A 16,657-nucleotide genomic window follows, 5' to 3' on the forward strand; every position below is an offset into this window, starting at 1 on the left:
AGCATGACTGATAAGCAGATATATGAATTAGCCATTGACGACCTTGCTTTTTTTGGTGTCTGGTACTTTCCCATGGATGAGTCTGTAGAAGATGAGCTAACAGTCCGCCCTCTCCTTGAGAAGGAAACTTGTGCCGACGCTCAAATAATCGTTCGGAGTAGTTTTGTTGGAGTAGATGGCTCTAGTTACTTAGGTTATCTATACTGGGATGGTAGTGGGAAGGTTGAGTACTTAAAACCTGTTATTCTTCTTGAAGATGGCTCCTTTGTTACATTTTGGAATGGGATGGTTAAGCCTTCTTGGGCAGAATATTCTGCACAAGCTCAAGCACTAAGGAGGGCGTTTCCTTTTTCATATATTTCAGAGCCTCTTCTTGAATTGCCCGAAATTTCAGGGAGGCTTGAGGGGCTATATTATTTAGATGAAGATAAAATTTGCTGCATAAGTTAAGGTACAAAAGGAACTGGGGCTGTTGTAGATGACGCGATCAAGGCGTTACCAGTTCCAAGACAAATAGATGCATCGTGGGGCGCGAGCACTTATAACAAGGGCGGCCTGATGACAGGTATTGAGCATGTATTCTATCGCTATGGACCTGACTTAGGATTTGCGAATGTTAGTAAGTTTTCGCAAGGAACATCTGTTAAAGACGCCTCTAATTATGTTGATAATGCATTGAGATATGGAAAGGTGACTCCTAATGACCCAGGCGGGCACGTTATTGAGTACAACGCAGGCAAGGTCATTAAAACAAGCGTCTCAGGCGCTCCAACATCGACAATCAAAATAAATGTTCGGGATGGTGTAATTCAGACTACATTCCCGTACTAGTCAGGAATTGTTATGAGCAGTGGCGGCACACTAATAGAACGATTTGTCGCCCAAGAGTTGGACGACAGCGTTCGCTCTATTTTGAAAAATGCCTTTGATGAACGGATGCGCTCAGAGAGCGCTCTGCTCAGGGAGTTCGAGTTTAATTGCTTTGACGTTTCTTGGGATTTTGAAAAAAGCATCGTCACATTGCAAGATGTTCTTTCCGCTGGAGAGAGTAGCTTTCTTGATATACCGATACGTGATTTTATCTCTGCTTGCGGTTTGAACGTCTCTTGTTAGTTGCTAAACCCGTGAGCTCATATAGGGGTAAGCTCTGCGAAAACATTGGCCTAGGCTCTGTACGAAATCCCGAGAAATCCAATCGCCGCCCCTCGAACGCTGAGATTTTGTAGAGTCCCGCGCCATCGACGGAAAGGAATTCTGTGATGGCAAAGCGTTACGAACTCTCGGACGAGGCCTGGGGTGTGGTCTCTGATCTCTTTATCGAAACTCATGGCCGAGGGCGGCCGCGCCTGAGCGATCGCCTGATGCTCGATGGCGTGCTCTGGGTACTCTGCTCGGGTGCTGCGTGGCGAGATATGCCGGAGCGCTTCGGCCCATGGTCAACGGTGTATCAACGGTTTCGGGGCTGGCGAAACCTGGGGACGTTCGATCAGATGCTCAAACGTTTGCACCTGAGATTGAATGAGCAAGGCTTGATCAATCTGCAAACCTGGATGATCGATTCAGCCGCAATTCGCGCTACCCGAGCGTCATCAGGCGCGGGTAAAAAAGGGGGCCTGACGAATCCGCCGACCACGCATTAGGCCGCAGCCGTGGTGGTTTGACCACCAAGATCCACATGCTTTGCGATGCCTACGGGGTGCCGTTGCGCTTCCTGCTCTCTGGCGGACAAACCAGCGATATCAACTATGCTCAGCCGCTGCTCGATGACGAGAGCATTCCCAATACTCGCGGTCGGCCACGCAAGTGCTGCCGATGGCTACTGGCTGACAAGGGCTACGACGCCGAAGCTCTGCGGCGGTACTGTGACCGCTACAGAATGCAACCTGTAATCCCTCTGCGAACCATGAAACGGAAGCCTAAGCCAGGGCTACCCAGGCTGTTCGACTGTCCAAAGTATCGTCAACGCAACATCATCGAACGGATGTTCGGATGGCTGAAAGAGCACCGACGTATCGCTACTCGTTTCGATAAGCTCGCGAAAAGTTTTGCAGCGATGATCTCGTTGGCTTGTCCGATGCGTTGTCTGCGACACCTTTTTTCATACAGTGCCTAGGAGGCATTAGCACTGGTCTCGCAGTCCAAAAGTGGGTGCAAATCAACTGGTAGATAGCTACTGATCAAGAAATGTCCGACGATTTCGACCTTCGCAGCCACTGAAGTTGTAGAAATCTACGTACAACGGCTACGTACAATCCATAAACAAAAAGCCCCTGAAACCATTGGTTTCAGGGGCTTTCGTATGTATGGCGGAGAGATAGGGATTTGAACCCTAGGTACTGTTGCCAGTACAACGGATTTCGAATCCGTCCCGTTCGGCCACTCCGGCATCTCTCCAGTGGCGCGCATGATACCAGCAGTTTGCCGAAAGGCAAAGCCTGTTTGCGAAAAAAATTCGCGTGGTATCAGGCGCTTGCGTGAACTTGTCGCTTACAGCGGCACGCCCAGGCGTTTGGCAACTTCTTCGTAGGCTTCGATAACGTCGCCCAGACCCTGGCGGAAGCGGTCCTTGTCCATCTTCTTGCGGGTCTCTTTGTCCCACAGGCGGCAGCCGTCCGGGCTGAACTCGTCGCCCAGGACGATCTCGCCGTGGAATACGCCGAACTCAAGCTTGAAGTCGACCAGCAGCAGGCCGGCGTCGTCAAACAGCTTGCTCAGCACTTCGTTGACCTTGAGCGACAGGGCTTTCATCTTCACCAACTGCTCGGCGGTACCCCAGCCGAAGGCAACCACGTGGGATTCGTTGATGAACGGGTCGCCCTTCTCGTCGTTCTTGAGGAACAGTTCGAAGGTCGAAGGCTCGAGCTTGATGCCTTCTTCGACGCCCAGGCGCTTGACCAGGCTGCCGGCAGCATAGTTACGCACGACGCATTCGACCGGGATCATGTCGAGCTTCTTGACCAGGCACTCGTTGTCACCCAGCAGCTTGTCGAACTGGGTCGGGATGCCGGCTTCTTCAAGCTTTTGCATGATGAAGGCGTTGAACTTGTTGTTCACCATGCCCTTGCGGTCGAGCTGTTCGATGCGCTTGCCGTCGAACGCCGAGGTGTCGTTGCGAAACAGCAGGATCAAGCGGTCAGCGTCGTCGGTCTTGTAAACCGACTTGGCTTTGCCGCGGTAGAGTTCTTCACGTTTTTCCATGATGGGCTCCGCTTGCTAAATGAGATGGGCTAGGCGATTTCACGCCAGTCGAGCCCGGAATCCTGATTGGCCACTTGTAGCCAGTCCGGGTCGCAGCCGAGGGTATCGACGAAGCATTGCCGGGCCAGCTGTGGCTGGTTGTTCTTGCTGCTGAGATGGGCCAGCACCAGGTGTTGCAGGTTCTGCCAGTCCAACTCCGACACCAGGCGCGCGGCCTGATGGTTGTTCAAATGTCCGTAGTCGCCGCCCACCCGCTGCTTTAAAAACATCGGGTAAGGCCCGCGTCCGAGCAGGTCGCGACAGTGGTTGGCCTCGATCAGCAGGGCATCCAGGCCCTGGTAGCTGCTGAGCAGGGCCGCGTCATACGAGCCCAGGTCGGTCAGCACACCAAAGCGCCGGCGACCATCACCAAATACGTACTGCAGCGGCTCCAGCGCGTCGTGGGTGACGCCGACGGCAGTAACGCTCAAGTCGCCCAGCTGCAACGTGTCATTGGCGGCCAGAAAGCCTGCGGCCTCGACCGGCTTGCGCATGCCGCGCAAGGTGCCACGGCTGAGGTAGACCGGTACATTGTAGCGCCGCGACAGCAACCCGACCCCATGCACGTGGTCGGCATGTTCGTGGGTGACCAGCACCGCGCTCAATTGCGCCGCAGAAACGCCAAGCAGCGCCAGGCGCCGCTCGGTTTCACGCAGGGAAAAGCCGCAATCGACCAGGAGCAAGGTATTGCCACTGGCGATCAGCGTGCCATTTCCCTGGCTTCCACTTCCAAGTACGGCGAAGCGCACTTAACCCAGGTTGTCCTGAATCACGCTCAGCACGCGGCGGGCGACGTCTGCCGGGGCCACGGTGTTGATGTTCTTCTCGACGGTCACCTGGACGCTTTCGCCCACCTTGCTCAGGCGAACCTGATAGCGCTCGGCACGGGCTTCACGCTCTTCCTTGCTCGGTGCGCTGCCGAACAGGCGGCTGAAGAAGCCTGGCTGCTCCTTGGTCTCGGCCTTCTCGGCGAGGTTGATGTAGTACAGGCCCAGGCTGCGGTTGATGTCCTCGACGCGCCAATCACCCTGTTCCAGGGCACGGCCAACGCTGGACCAGGCGCGATCGAGGTCGGCGCCCAGGTTCAGCACCGGGTTGCCGCTGCCGTCTTCGCTGAGGCTAACGCGGCTCGGGGCGTCGAAGTCGCGAGCGGCGAGCAACGATACCGAACCACCCTTCTCGGCGCTGCGGGTCATGCTGGCGAGCATTTCGTCGACCAGGATGGCGTCGACACCGGTGTTGGCCGAACGCGCCGGGAAGTCCTGCTCGGCCGTGCTGCCGGCCGGACGCTCGACGGTAACGATGTAGACCTCACTGGTGTTGCGCTGCACGCCCGGCTCGATGCGGATGCGTGCACGGACTTCGTTGTCGCTGCTGCTCGAAGCACTGCCCAGGCGCTTGGCCATGGACGCCGAGAGCTCGTCGAAACGCTGCCAGGTGGTGTTGAATTCGCCGGTTTGTGGACGCTCTTCGGCAATCCGGAAGCCATTGTCTTCGAAGAACTGACGGGCAACCGGCCAGACTTCAGCCGGCGAACGCTGGGCCAGGACCCAACGCGCGCTGCCGCTCTTCTGCAGGCTGAAATCGCTGATGTCGGCGCCCGCGCTCAGCGGCTGCGGACGTGGCACTTCGAACTCGCCCTTGACGTTGTCGTCGGCGACGTTGCGCGGGATCGGCAGCAGCGGATCGAGCCGCTTGGCGCTGCTGACGTCCGGTGGCAGCTGCATCGGCGGCTTCTGGGTGGCCTCCAGATAATCGCTGCCGCGGTCACGGAAGTAACCCTCTTCGCCCCAGAGCCAGCCACAACCGCTGGTACTGGAGATGATCAAGGCAAGGGCGGAAAGACCAGCCAATCGCTTCATGCGGTGTACGTCCTCAATTAAAACTGCAGGCCGCACTGGCGCATCGCCTGGCGTACCGTATCGTGACAGGATTCGCTCAGCCAGGTCAGTGGCAGGCGGATGCCTTGCTGCATCAGGCCCATTTCGACCAAAGCCCACTTCACCGGAATCGGGTTGGCTTCGATGAACAGGTTCTTGTGCAGCGGCATGAGTTTTTCGTTGATCGCGCGAGCCTTCTCGGCATTGCCCTCAAGGGCGGCTTCGCACAGATCGGCCATTTCCCGCGGCGCGACGTTGGCGGTCACGGAGATGTTGCCTTTACCGCCCATCAGGATCAGCTCGACGGCGGTCGGATCGTCGCCGGACAGGACGATGAAGTCCTTGCTCACTCCGTCAAGGATGGCCTTGGCGCGCGTAAGGTCGCCAGTGGCTTCCTTGATGCCGATGATGTTCGGTACGGTCGACAGGCGGATCACGGTCTCGGCCTGCATGTCGCAGGCGGTGCGGCCGGGTACGTTGTAGAGGATCTGCGGGATGTCGACGGCTTCGGCAATGTGCTTGAAGTGCTGGTACAGGCCTTCCTGGGTCGGCTTGTTGTAGTACGGCACCACCAGCAGGCAGGCATCGGCGCCGGCTTTTTTGGCGTTGCGGGTCAGGTGCACCGCTTCGCTGGTGGAGTTGGCGCCGGTACCGGCGATCACCGGGATGCGGCCGGCAACGCGCTTGACCACGAACTCGATGACCTTGATGTGTTCATCGACGTCCAGGGTGGCGGACTCGCCGGTGGTACCGACGGCGACGATGGCATGGGTGCCCTTCTCCAGGTGGAAGTCCACGAGTTTGCCGAGGCTGTCCCAATCAAGACGCCCTTGTGCATCCATGGGTGTGACCAATGCCACCATACTGCCCGCAATCATGAATCTGCTCCTGCCGGAAAAAGAGAGCGGTAATGGTACTGGCGCCATCGGCCTTGCACAAGCGAAGCAGGCGGGCGGAGCATTCCCCTCGGCGGCCATTTTCGCTACCCTTCTGTCTTTGATCGGTACATAGTGGCCCGCCGGGCTGCCGACAACGCGCGTAGCCAGCGCCCGAAGCCTCGATCCTGAGCCCCGGGCTCTTGCCTGCCGGCCTTTTTGCCACGTCAGGTACCGACCGCTCATCGCTTTAGGAATGCTGCATGTCCACCCCCACCGTTCGCGAACAATTCCTTGTCATCAGCGCCCTGGGTGCCAATCCCATGGAGCTGACCAACATCCTGTGCCGGGCCAGCAACGACAATCGCTGCTCGGTCGTCACCTCGCGCCTGACCCGCCACGGCGAGTGCAGCGCCCTGGTGCTGCAGGTCACCGGCAGCTGGGACGCCCTGGCGCGCTTCGAAGCCGCCCTGCCGGGCCTGGCCAAGAAGCACACCTTCACCGTCAACGTGGTGCGCAGCGCCGAGCTGGAGGTTCGCCCGTTGTCGCTGCCGTACGTGGCCTATGTCAGCGCCGCCTATCGCCCGGACATCATCAACGAGCTGTGCCAGTTCTTCATCGACCACCACGTGGAGCTGGAGAACCTGACCTGCGACACCTACCAGGCGCCACAGACCGGCGGCACCATGCTCAACGCCACCTTTACCGTGACCTTGCCGGCCGGTACCCAGATCAGTTGGCTGCGTGACCAGTTCCTGGATTTCTCCGATGCGCTGAACCTGGATGCGCTGATCGAACCGTGGCGCCCACAGAACCCGATGTAAGGAAGCTTTCATGGCCGTTGAACTCGACCAACCCGTCGCCGATTTCCAGGCCCTGGCCACCAGTGGCCAGAGCATCAGCCTGGCTGAGCTCAAGGGCAAGCAGGTGGTGCTGTACTTCTACCCCAAGGACAGCACCCCGGGCTGCACCACCGAAGGCCAGGGTTTCCGTGACCAGCATGCGGCCTTCGACGCGGCCAACACCCTGGTGTTCGGCGTTTCGCGCGATGGCATCAAGTCCCACGAGAACTTCAAGGCCAAGCAGGCCTTCCCTTTCGAGCTGATCAGCGACAAGGACGAGGCCCTGTGCCAGCTGTTCGACGTGATCAAGCTGAAGAAGCTCTATGGCAAGGAATACCTGGGCGTGGACCGCAGCACCTTCCTGATCGACAAGGACGGCGTGCTGCGCAAGGCCTGGCGCGGGGTGAAGGTGCCCGGGCATGTCGATGCCGTACTGGCGCAAGCGCAGGCGCTTAACAAGGCCTGATAGCGCTTTACCTGTGGGAGCTGGCTTGCCAGCGATTGCATCACCGCGCTAGCCGCAAGGGCCAATGCGCCTGTATCGCTGGCAAGCCAGCTCCCACAAAAGCTCACAGCAGCGGCGCCACCATCGGCTCGCGCCGCGGCCAGGCATCCAGCACGGCCTTGAACAAGGTCGCCAGCGGGATCGCAAAGAAAATCCCCCAGAACCCCCACAACCCGCCAAACAGCAGCACCGCGCAGATGATCGCCACCGGGTGCAGGCTCACCGCCTCGGAGAACAGCAACGGCACCAGCACGTTGCCATCCAGGGCCTGAATGATCGCGTACACCGCCATCAGGTAGATGAACTGATCGCCCCAGCCCCACTGGAACAGCGCAATCAAGGTCACCGGCACGGTCACCACCACCGCACCGACATAGGGCACCACCACCGACAGGCCGACCAGCAGGGCCAGCAACGCCGCATAGTTGAGCCCCAGGCTGATGAAGGCGATGTAGGTGGCCACACCACAGATCAGGATCTCGATGCCCTTGCCGCGGATGTAATTGGCAATCTGCCGGTTCATCTCTTCGGCCACCCGGGTCATCAGCGCCCGCTCCTTGGGCAGGTAACCGCTGACCCAGTGGGCGATCTGCTCGCGGTCCTTGAGAAAGAAGAACACCAGGATCGGCACCAGCACCAGGTAGATCATGATGTTGACCAGCAGCGGCAGGCTCGACAACGAGAAGGTCAGCGCCCACTGGCCGAACTTGCCGATCTCTCCGCGCATCACCTCGATGGCCTGCAGCACCTGCTCGTCAGAGACCAGGTGCGGGTAGCGCTCGGGCAACAGCAACAACAGCGACTGCCACTTGCCAAGCATGCCCGGCAGCTCGTTGAACAGGGTGATCAACTGGTGCCAGAGCAGCGGCACCAGCACCAGCAGGAACACCGCCAGGGCGCCCATGAACAACGTGAACACCAGCGCCACCGCGTAGCGGGTCGGCACCCGCAGGCGCTCCAGGGCATTGACCAGGCCCTGCATCAAGAACGCCAGGACCATCCCCGCCAGCACCGGGGCAAGCATGCCGCCCAGGGTCAGGACGGCGGTGAACGCCAGAAACAGCAAGACCGCCAATACCACCGCTTCTTCATCGGAGAAGTAGCGCTGCATCCAGTCGCGAAGCACCTTGAACATTGACGATCCTTTAACAGAGAAAACTCAGGCTTTCTTCAACCAGTAGGTGTACACACCGGCCTCGGCCTCTTCGAGCAGCAGCGTATGACCGGCCAACTTGGCAAAAGTGCGAAAATCGCGCTGGGAACCGGCGTCGGTGGCAATCACCTTGAGCACTGCGCCACTGTCCAGGCGGTTGAGCTCCATCTTCGCCTTGAGCAGCGGCAGCGGGCAGTTCAGCCCGCTGGCGTCGAGTTCGGCGTCATGGGTCGGGGTAGCGCTCATGGGGTTCTCCAGGCAGGAATGCGGGCACAGGTAGCATTTTGAACAAGCCCGGTAGGATACCGCCACTGGTCGCCAACGTGTGAGCGGGCTACAGTAAGGTTCTTTGTCGACCAGAGCTTCGTGCATGAATTTTCTGCGCCCTACCCTGCTGACGCTGGCCTGTTTGATGGCGCTCCCCAGCCATGCCGACGACCTGCCGTCACTCGGCGACGCCAGTTCTGCCATTGTCTCCCCGCAACAGGAACACCAGCTGGGCCGCGCCTGGCTCAGCCTGCTGCGGGGCAATGTCAACCAACTGAACGATCCCCAGCTCAAGGATTACGTCGAAACCAGCGTCTACCGTCTGGCCGAGACCAGCCAGCTACAGGACCGGCGCCTGGAGGTCATCCTCATCGACAGCCGCGAACTCAACGCCTTCGCCGCTCCCGGCGGGATCGTCGGGGTCAACGGCGGGCTGTTCCTCAATGCCCAGACCGAGGGCGAGTACGTCTCGGTATTGGCCCACGAACTGGCGCACTTGTCCCAGCGCCACTTCGCCCGGGGCGTCGAGGCCCAGCAACGCATGCAACTGCCGATGATGGGCGCGCTGCTGATCGGTATCGTCGCCGCCGCAGCAGGGGCCGGTGATGCCGGTATTGCCGCGATCGCCGGCACCCAGGCCGCAGCCATCCAGGAACAGCGGCGCTTCTCCCGGCAGAACGAACAGGAAGCCGACCGCATCGGTATCCTCAACCTCGAGAAGGCCGGCTACGATCCGCGCAACATGCCGACCATGTTCGAGCGCCTGATGCGCCAATACCGTTATGACGCCAAGCCGCCGGAATTCCTCCTGACCCACCCGGTCACCGAATCGCGGATCGCCGACACCCGCAACCGCGCCGAACAGGCGCCCAAGGGCGGCACCGAAGACAGCAAGCGTTATCAACTGATTCGCGCGCGGGTGGCATTGATCTACGAAGGCACCCCAGGGCTTGCGGCCAAGCGCTTCCAGGCGCAGCTCGACGAAAACCCGCAACAGGACGCCGCCCGTTACGGCCTGGCCCTGGCCCAGATCAAGGGCGGGCGCCTGAACGAGGCGCGCGAGAACCTCAAGCCGCTGCTGGCCAAGGCGCCCAACGACATCACCTACAACCTGGCGCAGATCGACCTGGACATCACCAACAACCGCTTGCCCGATGCCCAGCAGCGCGTCGAACGGATGCGTGGCCTGTACCCGGGCAACTACCCGTTGCAACAGGCGCGCATCGACCTGCTGCTCAAGCAGAACCGCCCCGCCGAGGCGGAAAAGGCGCTGGATGCGCTGCTCAAGAATCGCCCGCAAGACCCGGATGTCTGGTATGACGTGGCGGAAGTGCGCGGGTTGTCGGGCAACACCATTGGCCTGCACCAGGCCCGCGCCGAATACTTTGCCCTGGTGGGCGACTTCGACCAGGCCTTGCAACAGCTCGATTACGCTAAACAGCGGGCCGGCAACAACTTTGTCCTGGCGTCGAAGATCGATGCGCGTCAGCGCGAGCTGATGGAGCAGCAGCGGATGGTCAAGGACATGATGCGCTAACACCGCAAGAGGCTGCTTCGCAGCCTATCGCCGGCAACGCCGGCTCCCACAGTAGATTTGCATGCACCGAACCTGTGGGAGCTGGCTTGCCAGCGATGGGGCCGTCAGGCGTTACCGGACAGCTTCAGCCGCGCCGCCTGGGTAAAGTCGAGCATGCGCTTGAGCGGTTTGATCGCCTGGGGGATCAGCGCTGGCTCGACGAAGATCTCGTTGCTGCCCTCACGCAGGCACTGCAAGGTGCGCTCCAGGGTATTCATCGCCATCCATGGGCAATGCGCGCAACTGCGGCAGGCCGCGCCGTTACCGGCGGTGGGCGCTTCGATGAAGATCTTGTCCGGGCACAACTGCTGCATCTTGTAGAAGATGCCGCGGTCGGTGGCGACGATAAAGGTCTTGTTCGGCAGGGTTTGCGCCGCAGCAATCAGCTGGCTGGTGGAACCCACCGCATCGGCCAGGTCAATCACCGCCTCAGGCGATTCCGGGTGCACCAGAATCGCCGCATCCGGGTACAGCGCCTTCATGTCGGCGAGCTGACGCGACTTGAACTCTTCGTGAACGATGCAGGCACCATCCCACAGCAGCATGTCGGCACCGGTCTGCTTCTGGATGTAGCGGCCCAGGTGCTGGTCCGGCCCCCAGATGATGGTCTCGCCGTTGTCCATCAGGCTTTCGACGATTTCCAGCGCGCAACTGGAGGTCACCACCCAGTCAGCCCGGGCCTTGACCGCCGCCGAGGTGTTGGCATACACCACCACGGTGCGCTCGGGGTGCTTGTCGCAGAAGGCCGAGAACTCTTCAACCGGGCAGCCCAGATCGAGCGAGCAAGTCGCCTCGAGGGTCGGCATCAGCACGCGCTTTTCCGGAGTGAGGATCTTGGCCGTCTCGCCCATGAAGCGCACACCGGCCACCACCACGGTCGTGGCCGCGTGGTTCTTGCCAAAGCGGGCCATTTCCAGCGAGTCGGACACGCAGCCGCCGGTTTCCTCGGCCAGGGCCTGGATCACCGGGTCGCAATAGTAATGGGCAACCAGCACCGCGTTTTGTGCCTTGAGTTCGGCAGCGATGGCGGCGCGGTAGTCGGCCTCTTGCTCGGGTGTCAGCGGCTTGGGCTGCTTGGCATCGAGGTGAGCCTGGACGAGAAGGCGTTCGGAAATCTGGGTCATGATCGCTGGACCTGCAGGCGCTTGAGCGCGTAAGTCGAGTGTATCACCGAGCCCTGGCAAATCGGCTACAGGCTCCGCAGGCAGGGCAAAACCGCCTTGCGCACAGAACCACGGACCAGCTGCGGCCTCGGGTTTTTATAGGATGCCGAAGGCTACAGATAATCGGATGAATTCAAAAGGTTTTTTTAGTGAAACAAGCCCGGGGCGGGCGCCCCGGGCCTGAACATCAACCGCCTGTCGCCTGCATTGCGCTGGCGTTGGCCATGATCACGCTGGCGAACTGCTCAACGGTCATCTTCTGGCCGTTGAAGTCGACCATGCCATCGGCATAGTGCAGCGTGCTGACAATGTCGTTGCCCTCGACCTTGGCCATCTGGCTTTGCACCGCCATCATGCTGACCATTTCCCCGGCCTGGGCCGCTTGCTGGGAAACGATGTTGGCATCGGTCTGGCCTTCGAACTGCGCTTGCAGGGTGGCCAGGTCACCGATCATCGGCTTGGACAGCGACAGCTTGCTCTGCACCTGGGTGATCAACTGCTTGTACAGCTCCTGCGGTGGCAGTTCCAGGGACGTCGGGTTGGCCAGGTCAACACTGAAGCTGAAACGGCTTTCGCCATTGGCGGTCTTGAACGACAGGTTTTCCAGGGCGATCTGCGGCTTGGCTGCCAGCAGACGCTGGACATCGCTGCGCACCTGGGCTTTTTCCGCATCGGTCATCGTCAACTCCGGCATGCCCTCACCCACGGCAGCGGCTTGCTGGAACTCCGGCAGGCGGCTCTGGTACCAGGTAATCAACGCCTGCATGGCCGGGATGTCGAAACGCTTGAGGCTCCAGATCATCTCGCCGGCACCGATTGCCTTGCCGTCGTAGTTGATGTCGGCAACCTTGTATTCCATGCGTGCCGAGAGCTTGTCACCGTCGTTCTTGTATTCGTTGTTCTGCGCCAGGCCCTTGAGTACCAGGACCTTCTGCTGATCGCCGAAAGTCGCGACGCTGTCCGCCACGGCCATGTCCATCTGGCCGACATAGAAGCCGAACGGCGTCTTGGTCATGTCGCCGGTCAGGCTCAGGCCCTTGATCTCGACTTTCAGCGGCGCACGGTCCGGGGCGACCAGGTTGAGGCTCAGATTGGCCGATTGGCCGGTGAGCTGCACCCGCTCGGCGCCTTCGTTGCCGTGACCGGTGATCTCAAGTCCGGAGAACTTCAGCGACGAGCCGTCCTTGCTCCACTCCAGCGGCGCCACCTGGAAAGCACTGTCCATCGAGCGGTCATAGCCATAGGCGACCTGGCCCTGCAGCGGCGAAACGTCCTTGGCCAGGGCGAACCAGTTGGCGGTGGTGGCATCTTTTTCCAGGGAGTAATGGCTGGCAGCCATGACCGGCATCAGTTTCAGTGCCTTGACCCGCGACAGCGGCAGCGGCCCGTGCTCGATCTGGTCGACAAACATCAGCTCGACGTTTTTACGCTCTTCGCCGACCTGCAGGTTCTGCACCTTGAGGCGGTATTTGGCGGTACTGGTGAACAGGTGGGTGTCCAGCGACACCAGCTCCAGCACCATGCTGCTGTCCATGCCCAGCAGCGCCTGCTTGGTCTGTGCATTGGACTCGGCGATGGTGGTTTCCAGCACGCCTGGCAGTTGCTTGCCGGTGTACCAGGCACCTGCGGTGCACACCGCTGCCACTGCCACCACCAGCCCGAGTACGCCTGTAGATTTCTTCATGAATTGTTTCGCTTCCATTTGTAGAGAGTTGTTGCTTTGACTAAGCCTTGTGGCTTATTCGTTGACATCCATGTACTCACGGGCCCAGACGATGTAGTCGCCCGGTACGGTGTAAGTATGGGTGAGTTCGGTGGCGCTCAGGTCCGAAGCGCTGCTGGTGATCCGGCGCTGTTCGCGCAGGCAGTCGTAGGTGGCCTTGATCGCGGCAAAGTAGGCGCCATGACCATCGACGGCGATACGCACGCCAAGCTCGGCCAGGCGCGCATCGTCGTGCAGCTGCGGGTTGCCGTAGGTCACCAGCATCAGCGGCACGCTCAGGTGCGCGGCGATCTGTTCAAGGTGGTCGAAGTCGCGGATACCGACCATGCACAGCGCGTCGGCGCCGGCGTTCTGGTAGGCCACGGTACGGGCGATGACTTCTTCGGTCGGAATCAGCGCCGCGTTGGTGCGGGCAATGATCGACAGCTCCGGGTCGACCCGCGCCTCCAGTGCCGCGCGGATCTTGCCGACACCTTCGGCGATGCTGACCAGGTCGGTGGACTTGCGCCCGAACTGGGCCGGCAGCAAGGTGTCCTCGATGGTCAGCGCGGCAATCCCGGCACGCTCAAGCTCGGTCACCGTGCGCATCACGTTGAGCGCATTGCCATAACCATGGTCGGCGTCGGCAATCACCGGCAACTGGGCCACCCGGCCGATCCGCGTTGCCTGCTCGGCGAATTCGCTGAGGGTGATCAGGGCAAAGTCAGGTGCGGCCAGCACCTGCAAGGATGCCACCGAGCCCCCCAGGATGCCCACCTCAAAGCCTAAATCGGCGGCAATGCGCGCCGACATCGGGTCGAATACGGAGGCGGTGTGGTAGCAGGCAGGTGAGGCAAGCAGTTGGCGGAACGCGCGACGCAGGTCTTGGTGGGAGGCTCTTGGCATGGTCTTTCCAGGCTATCGACTTCATTTAGTAGGTCGAACATTACCACTGCTGGCTATCTGACTGACAGCGCCGCGCGTTTGAGGGTCTCGCTGGGCAGCTCCCTGAACAGCTTGCGGTAGCTGTCGGAAAACCGTCCCAGGTGCCAGAACGACCAGTGCATGGCCACCTCGGCCACGGTGGTGTCGCTAGGCCCGCTACTGAGCAGTTCACGCCGGGCACTGTTGAGCCGGCGCAGGCGTAGCCACTGTGCCGGGGCCATGCCGGTGAAGGCCTTGAAGGCGTGCTGCAACTGGCGCAAGGACACCCCGGCGACCTGCGACAGCTCCAGCAGATTAAGCGTTTCTTCCGGGCAATCGGCCGCCCATTCGCCGACCTTTCGCATGATCGCGCGCTCTTCGGTACGCCGCCACAACGCCCCGCGATCGAGGCAGATGCACGCGTTATCGAGAATGAACAGACAGTCTTCGAGCAGTTGCCCGGCCAGCGCATCCTGGCTTGGCGGGTCGATGGTCTGCGAGATGCGCGTGAGCGTCCCGCTCAGCCAGCGGCTGAACAGCTCGTTCTGCATCGAGTTCAGCGGCGCCATGAACAGCCCGTCGAGGCGGGCGATGTCCAGGCCGTGGCGCTGGACGAATTCCGGGCCGAACACCACCGCTACTTCCTGGTAGTTCTCCGGGGTGATCCAGATGTTGCGGCTTTCGCCATTGAGCACGTAGAGGCTGTGGTCGCTGCGGTCGAAGCAAAACGCCAGGGAGCCGGCCGGCGCACTGAAATTCTGCTCGATCCGGGTGTTCATGCACTCTTCGTAGATCTCCACGCCCTGCAGGTCAAGGCAGCGCAACTGGCCGGCGAAATGCCCGGGAGACATCTGTTGGTAATGCTGGGTCCAGCCTGGGGTGGCGCGGACCTGTTCGGTGACATCGGCGGTGTTGAAAGCCTGGACCCGCAAAGGCGTTGACGCTGTCATGAGCTGCTCTTTATGCACTCTTTTGGTGCATTTTAGTCTTGCTGAAAGTGGATAGATCGAATGCGCACGCGTCACCCAAGATAGACCTCAACGCGCTACAGGGGAAGCCGCTTGGGTGGCAAGCCGGCCGCAACTGCCGGTCCTGGCGTGGATAAAACCAACAACGAGGTCTTTATGAATGCCCCTTTCGATCAGCTGTCTGCGTGGCTGAAAGAACACAAGATTACCGAAGTCGAGTGCGTGGTCAGTGACCTGACCGGTATCGCCCGCGGCAAGATCGCACCGACCAACAAGTTCCTGCATGAACGAGGCATGCGCCTGCCGGAAAGTGTGCTTCTGCAAACGGTAACCGGGGACTTTGTCGACGACGACATCTACTACGACCTGCTCGATCCCGCCGACATCGACATGGTCTGCCGCCCGGATTCGGCCGCGGTGTATGTGGTGCCGTGGGCCATCGAGCCAACCGCCGTGGTCATTCACGACACCTTCGACAAACAGGGCAAGCCGATCGAACTGTCGCCGCGCAACGTGCTCAAGAAAGTCCTCAAGCTCTACACCGACAAGGGCTGGCAGCCGATCGTCGCCCCGGAGATGGAGTTCTACCTGACCCAGCGCTGCGAAGACCCGGACTTGCCGCTGCAAGCACCGCTGGGCCGCTCGGGCCGGGCCGAAAGCGGTCGGCAGTCGTTCTCGATCGATGCCGCCAACGAATTCGACCCGCTGTTTGAAGACGTCTACGACTGGTGCGAAGCCCAGGGCCTGGACCTCGACACGCTGATCCACGAAGACGGCCCGGCGCAGATGGAAATCAACTTCCGTCACGGCGACGCCCTGGACCTCGCCGACCAGATCACCGTGTTCAAGCGCACCATGCGCGAGGCGGCGCTCAAGCACAACGTCACCGCCACCTTCATGGCCAAGCCTGTGGGCGACGAACCGGGCAGCGCCATGCACCTGCACCAGAGCGTGGTCGATATCGCCACCGGCAAGCCGATCTTCGTCGACACCAACGGGGAGATGAGCGAGCTGTTTCTGCACCACATCGGTGGCCTGCAGAAGTACATCCCCAAAGTGCTGCCGATGTTCGCCCCCAACGTCAACTCGTTCCGCCGTTTCCTGCCCGACACCTCGGCGCCGGTCAACGTCGAATGGGGCGAAGAGAACCGCACCGTGGGCCTGCGCGTACCGACCTCGAGCCCCGAGGCCATGCGCGTGGAAAACCGCCTGCCAGGCGCCGACGCCAACCCCTACCTGGCGATTGCCGCCAGCCTTTTGTGCGGTTACCTGGGCATGGTCGAAAAGATCAAGCCCAGCGCGCCGGTGCAGGGCCGCGCTTATGAGCGGCGCAACCTGCGCCTGCCCATCACCATCGAAGACGCCCTGGCGCACATGGAGGACTGCCCGACCATCGAGCAGTACCTGGGCAGCAAGTTCGTGCGTGGCTATGTGGCGGTCAAGCGTGCCGAGCACGAGAACTTCAAACGGGTGATCAGCTCCTGGGAGCGCGAGTTCCTGCTGCTCAGCGTTTGAGCTCGACCTTGTAACAAGTATCGAAAACAACAATTCGAAAAGGTGTCGAT

At 60.6% G+C, this 16,657-nt stretch carries 17 protein-coding genes and 1 tRNA gene; 7 read left to right on the forward strand and 11 right to left on the reverse strand.

Features of this window, described 5'->3' with window-relative positions:
• Positions 1 to 3 precede the first annotated feature (3 nt).
• The 3 genes from UW3_RS28220 to UW3_RS28225 all read left to right on the forward strand — a co-directional run bounded on the left by UW3_RS28220 (position 4) and on the right by UW3_RS28225 (position 2,113).
• Positions 4 to 450: a hypothetical protein gene (locus UW3_RS28220; protein WP_081492795.1), complete on the forward strand. Its 447-nt coding sequence runs from the start codon at positions 4 to 6 to the stop codon at positions 448 to 450.
• A 393-nt stretch (positions 451 to 843) separates the two neighbouring features.
• A complete protein-coding gene (locus UW3_RS0114165; protein WP_010223160.1) occupies positions 844 to 1,113 on the forward strand; it encodes a hypothetical protein in 270 nt (89 codons plus the stop codon).
• Positions 1,114 to 1,259: 146 nt separating this feature from the next.
• Positions 1,260 to 2,113 (forward strand): IS5 family transposase gene (locus tag UW3_RS28225; RefSeq protein WP_085989519.1). Its coding sequence is split into 2 segments (ribosomal slippage): positions 1,260 to 1,601 and positions 1,604 to 2,113, totalling 852 coding nucleotides; the frame shifts between segments, so codons are not numbered across the junction.
• Between the two features lie 191 nt (positions 2,114 to 2,304).
• Here the strand turns inward: UW3_RS28225 and UW3_RS0114175 are convergent.
• From UW3_RS0114175 to dapA, 5 genes are all read right to left on the reverse strand, one after another.
• A tRNA-Ser gene (locus UW3_RS0114175) sits at positions 2,305 to 2,394 on the reverse strand.
• A 93-nt stretch (positions 2,395 to 2,487) separates the two neighbouring features.
• Entirely contained in the window at positions 2,488 to 3,198 is a 711-nt protein-coding gene (purC, locus tag UW3_RS0114180; protein WP_010223163.1) for a phosphoribosylaminoimidazolesuccinocarboxamide synthase, read from the reverse strand.
• A 29-nt stretch (positions 3,199 to 3,227) separates the two neighbouring features.
• Positions 3,228 to 3,986, reverse strand: a complete 759-nt coding sequence (locus UW3_RS0114185; protein WP_010223164.1) for an MBL fold metallo-hydrolase — start codon at positions 3,984 to 3,986, stop codon at positions 3,228 to 3,230.
• The gene (gene bamC / locus UW3_RS0114190) at positions 3,987 to 5,099 is read right to left on the reverse strand and encodes an outer membrane protein assembly factor BamC (protein ID WP_010223165.1); all 1,113 of its coding nucleotides are present in this window, start codon (positions 5,097 to 5,099) and stop codon (positions 3,987 to 3,989) included.
• Between the two features lie 17 nt (positions 5,100 to 5,116).
• Positions 5,117 to 5,995 (reverse strand): 4-hydroxy-tetrahydrodipicolinate synthase, encoded by an 879-nt coding sequence (gene dapA / locus UW3_RS0114195; RefSeq protein WP_010223166.1) that lies wholly within the window; start codon positions 5,993 to 5,995, stop codon positions 5,117 to 5,119.
• A 260-nt stretch (positions 5,996 to 6,255) separates the two neighbouring features.
• Here dapA and UW3_RS0114200 point away from each other — a divergent pair, with 260 nt between their 5' ends.
• The gene (locus UW3_RS0114200) at positions 6,256 to 6,816 is read left to right on the forward strand and encodes a glycine cleavage system transcriptional repressor (RefSeq protein ID WP_010223167.1); all 561 of its coding nucleotides are present in this window, start codon (positions 6,256 to 6,258) and stop codon (positions 6,814 to 6,816) included.
• Positions 6,817 to 6,826: 10 nt separating this feature from the next.
• Entirely contained in the window at positions 6,827 to 7,300 is a 474-nt protein-coding gene (locus tag UW3_RS0114205; protein WP_010223168.1) for a peroxiredoxin, read from the forward strand.
• A 103-nt stretch (positions 7,301 to 7,403) separates the two neighbouring features.
• On the opposite strand, the gene UW3_RS0114210 is transcribed toward UW3_RS0114205, so the two are convergent.
• Both UW3_RS0114210 and UW3_RS0114215 read right to left on the reverse strand, forming a co-directional pair.
• A complete protein-coding gene (locus UW3_RS0114210) occupies positions 7,404 to 8,474 on the reverse strand; it encodes an AI-2E family transporter (RefSeq protein WP_010223169.1) in 1,071 nt (356 codons plus the stop codon).
• A gap of 24 nt (positions 8,475 to 8,498) precedes the next feature.
• Positions 8,499 to 8,738 (reverse strand): sulfurtransferase TusA family protein, encoded by a 240-nt coding sequence (locus UW3_RS0114215; protein WP_010223170.1) that lies wholly within the window; start codon positions 8,736 to 8,738, stop codon positions 8,499 to 8,501.
• A 124-nt stretch (positions 8,739 to 8,862) separates the two neighbouring features.
• Between UW3_RS0114215 and UW3_RS0114220 the strand changes: the two genes are divergently transcribed.
• Complete coding sequence (locus UW3_RS0114220; RefSeq protein WP_010223171.1) at positions 8,863 to 10,296, forward strand: M48 family metalloprotease; 1,434 nt, start codon at positions 8,863 to 8,865, stop codon at positions 10,294 to 10,296.
• 104 nt (positions 10,297 to 10,400) lie between these two features.
• On the opposite strand, the gene nadA is transcribed toward UW3_RS0114220, so the two are convergent.
• From nadA to UW3_RS0114240, 4 genes are all read right to left on the reverse strand, one after another.
• Positions 10,401 to 11,459: a quinolinate synthase NadA gene (gene nadA, locus UW3_RS0114225; protein WP_010223172.1), complete on the reverse strand. Its 1,059-nt coding sequence runs from the start codon at positions 11,457 to 11,459 to the stop codon at positions 10,401 to 10,403.
• 226 nt (positions 11,460 to 11,685) lie between these two features.
• On the reverse strand, positions 11,686 to 13,182 hold the full coding sequence (locus UW3_RS0114230; protein ID WP_026001324.1) for a YdgA family protein: 1,497 nt from the start codon (positions 13,180 to 13,182) through the stop codon (positions 11,686 to 11,688).
• 54 nt (positions 13,183 to 13,236) lie between these two features.
• Entirely contained in the window at positions 13,237 to 14,106 is an 870-nt protein-coding gene (locus tag UW3_RS0114235; protein WP_010223174.1) for an isocitrate lyase/PEP mutase family protein, read from the reverse strand.
• A gap of 53 nt (positions 14,107 to 14,159) precedes the next feature.
• Positions 14,160 to 15,074, reverse strand: coding sequence for a helix-turn-helix domain-containing protein (locus UW3_RS0114240; protein WP_010223175.1), 915 nt, complete (start codon positions 15,072 to 15,074; stop codon positions 14,160 to 14,162).
• Positions 15,075 to 15,248: 174 nt separating this feature from the next.
• Between UW3_RS0114240 and UW3_RS0114245 the strand changes: the two genes are divergently transcribed.
• The gene (locus UW3_RS0114245) at positions 15,249 to 16,607 is read left to right on the forward strand and encodes a glutamine synthetase family protein (RefSeq protein ID WP_010223176.1); all 1,359 of its coding nucleotides are present in this window, start codon (positions 15,249 to 15,251) and stop codon (positions 16,605 to 16,607) included.
• The last annotated feature ends 50 nt before the right edge of the window (positions 16,608 to 16,657 follow it).

It is taken from the genome of Pseudomonas donghuensis (genome assembly GCF_000259195.1).
GTDB classification, from domain to species: Bacteria; Pseudomonadota; Gammaproteobacteria; order Pseudomonadales; family Pseudomonadaceae; genus Aquipseudomonas; species Aquipseudomonas donghuensis.

Coding starts and splice junctions, on each gene's coding strand:
- UW3_RS28220 (WP_081492795.1), top strand. CDS start 4: ATGACTGATAAGCAGATATATGAATTAGCCATTGACGACCTTGCTTTT.
- UW3_RS0114165 (WP_010223160.1), top strand. CDS start 844: ATGAGCAGTGGCGGCACACTAATAGAACGATTTGTCGCCCAAGAGTTG.
- purC (WP_010223163.1), bottom strand. CDS start 3,198: ATGGAAAAACGTGAAGAACTCTACCGCGGCAAAGCCAAGTCGGTTTAC.
- bamC (WP_010223165.1), bottom strand. CDS start 5,099: ATGAAGCGATTGGCTGGTCTTTCCGCCCTTGCCTTGATCATCTCCAGT.
- dapA (WP_010223166.1), bottom strand. CDS start 5,995: ATGATTGCGGGCAGTATGGTGGCATTGGTCACACCCATGGATGCACAA.
- UW3_RS0114200 (WP_010223167.1), top strand. CDS start 6,256: ATGTCCACCCCCACCGTTCGCGAACAATTCCTTGTCATCAGCGCCCTG.
- UW3_RS0114205 (WP_010223168.1), top strand. CDS start 6,827: ATGGCCGTTGAACTCGACCAACCCGTCGCCGATTTCCAGGCCCTGGCC.
- UW3_RS0114210 (WP_010223169.1), bottom strand. CDS start 8,474: ATGTTCAAGGTGCTTCGCGACTGGATGCAGCGCTACTTCTCCGATGAA.
- UW3_RS0114215 (WP_010223170.1), bottom strand. CDS start 8,738: ATGAGCGCTACCCCGACCCATGACGCCGAACTCGACGCCAGCGGGCTG.
- UW3_RS0114220 (WP_010223171.1), top strand. CDS start 8,863: ATGAATTTTCTGCGCCCTACCCTGCTGACGCTGGCCTGTTTGATGGCG.
- nadA (WP_010223172.1), bottom strand. CDS start 11,459: ATGACCCAGATTTCCGAACGCCTTCTCGTCCAGGCTCACCTCGATGCC.
- UW3_RS0114230 (WP_026001324.1), bottom strand. CDS start 13,182: ATGAAGAAATCTACAGGCGTACTCGGGCTGGTGGTGGCAGTGGCAGCG.
- UW3_RS0114235 (WP_010223174.1), bottom strand. CDS start 14,106: ATGCCAAGAGCCTCCCACCAAGACCTGCGTCGCGCGTTCCGCCAACTG.
- UW3_RS0114240 (WP_010223175.1), bottom strand. CDS start 15,074: ATGACAGCGTCAACGCCTTTGCGGGTCCAGGCTTTCAACACCGCCGAT.
- UW3_RS0114245 (WP_010223176.1), top strand. CDS start 15,249: ATGAATGCCCCTTTCGATCAGCTGTCTGCGTGGCTGAAAGAACACAAG.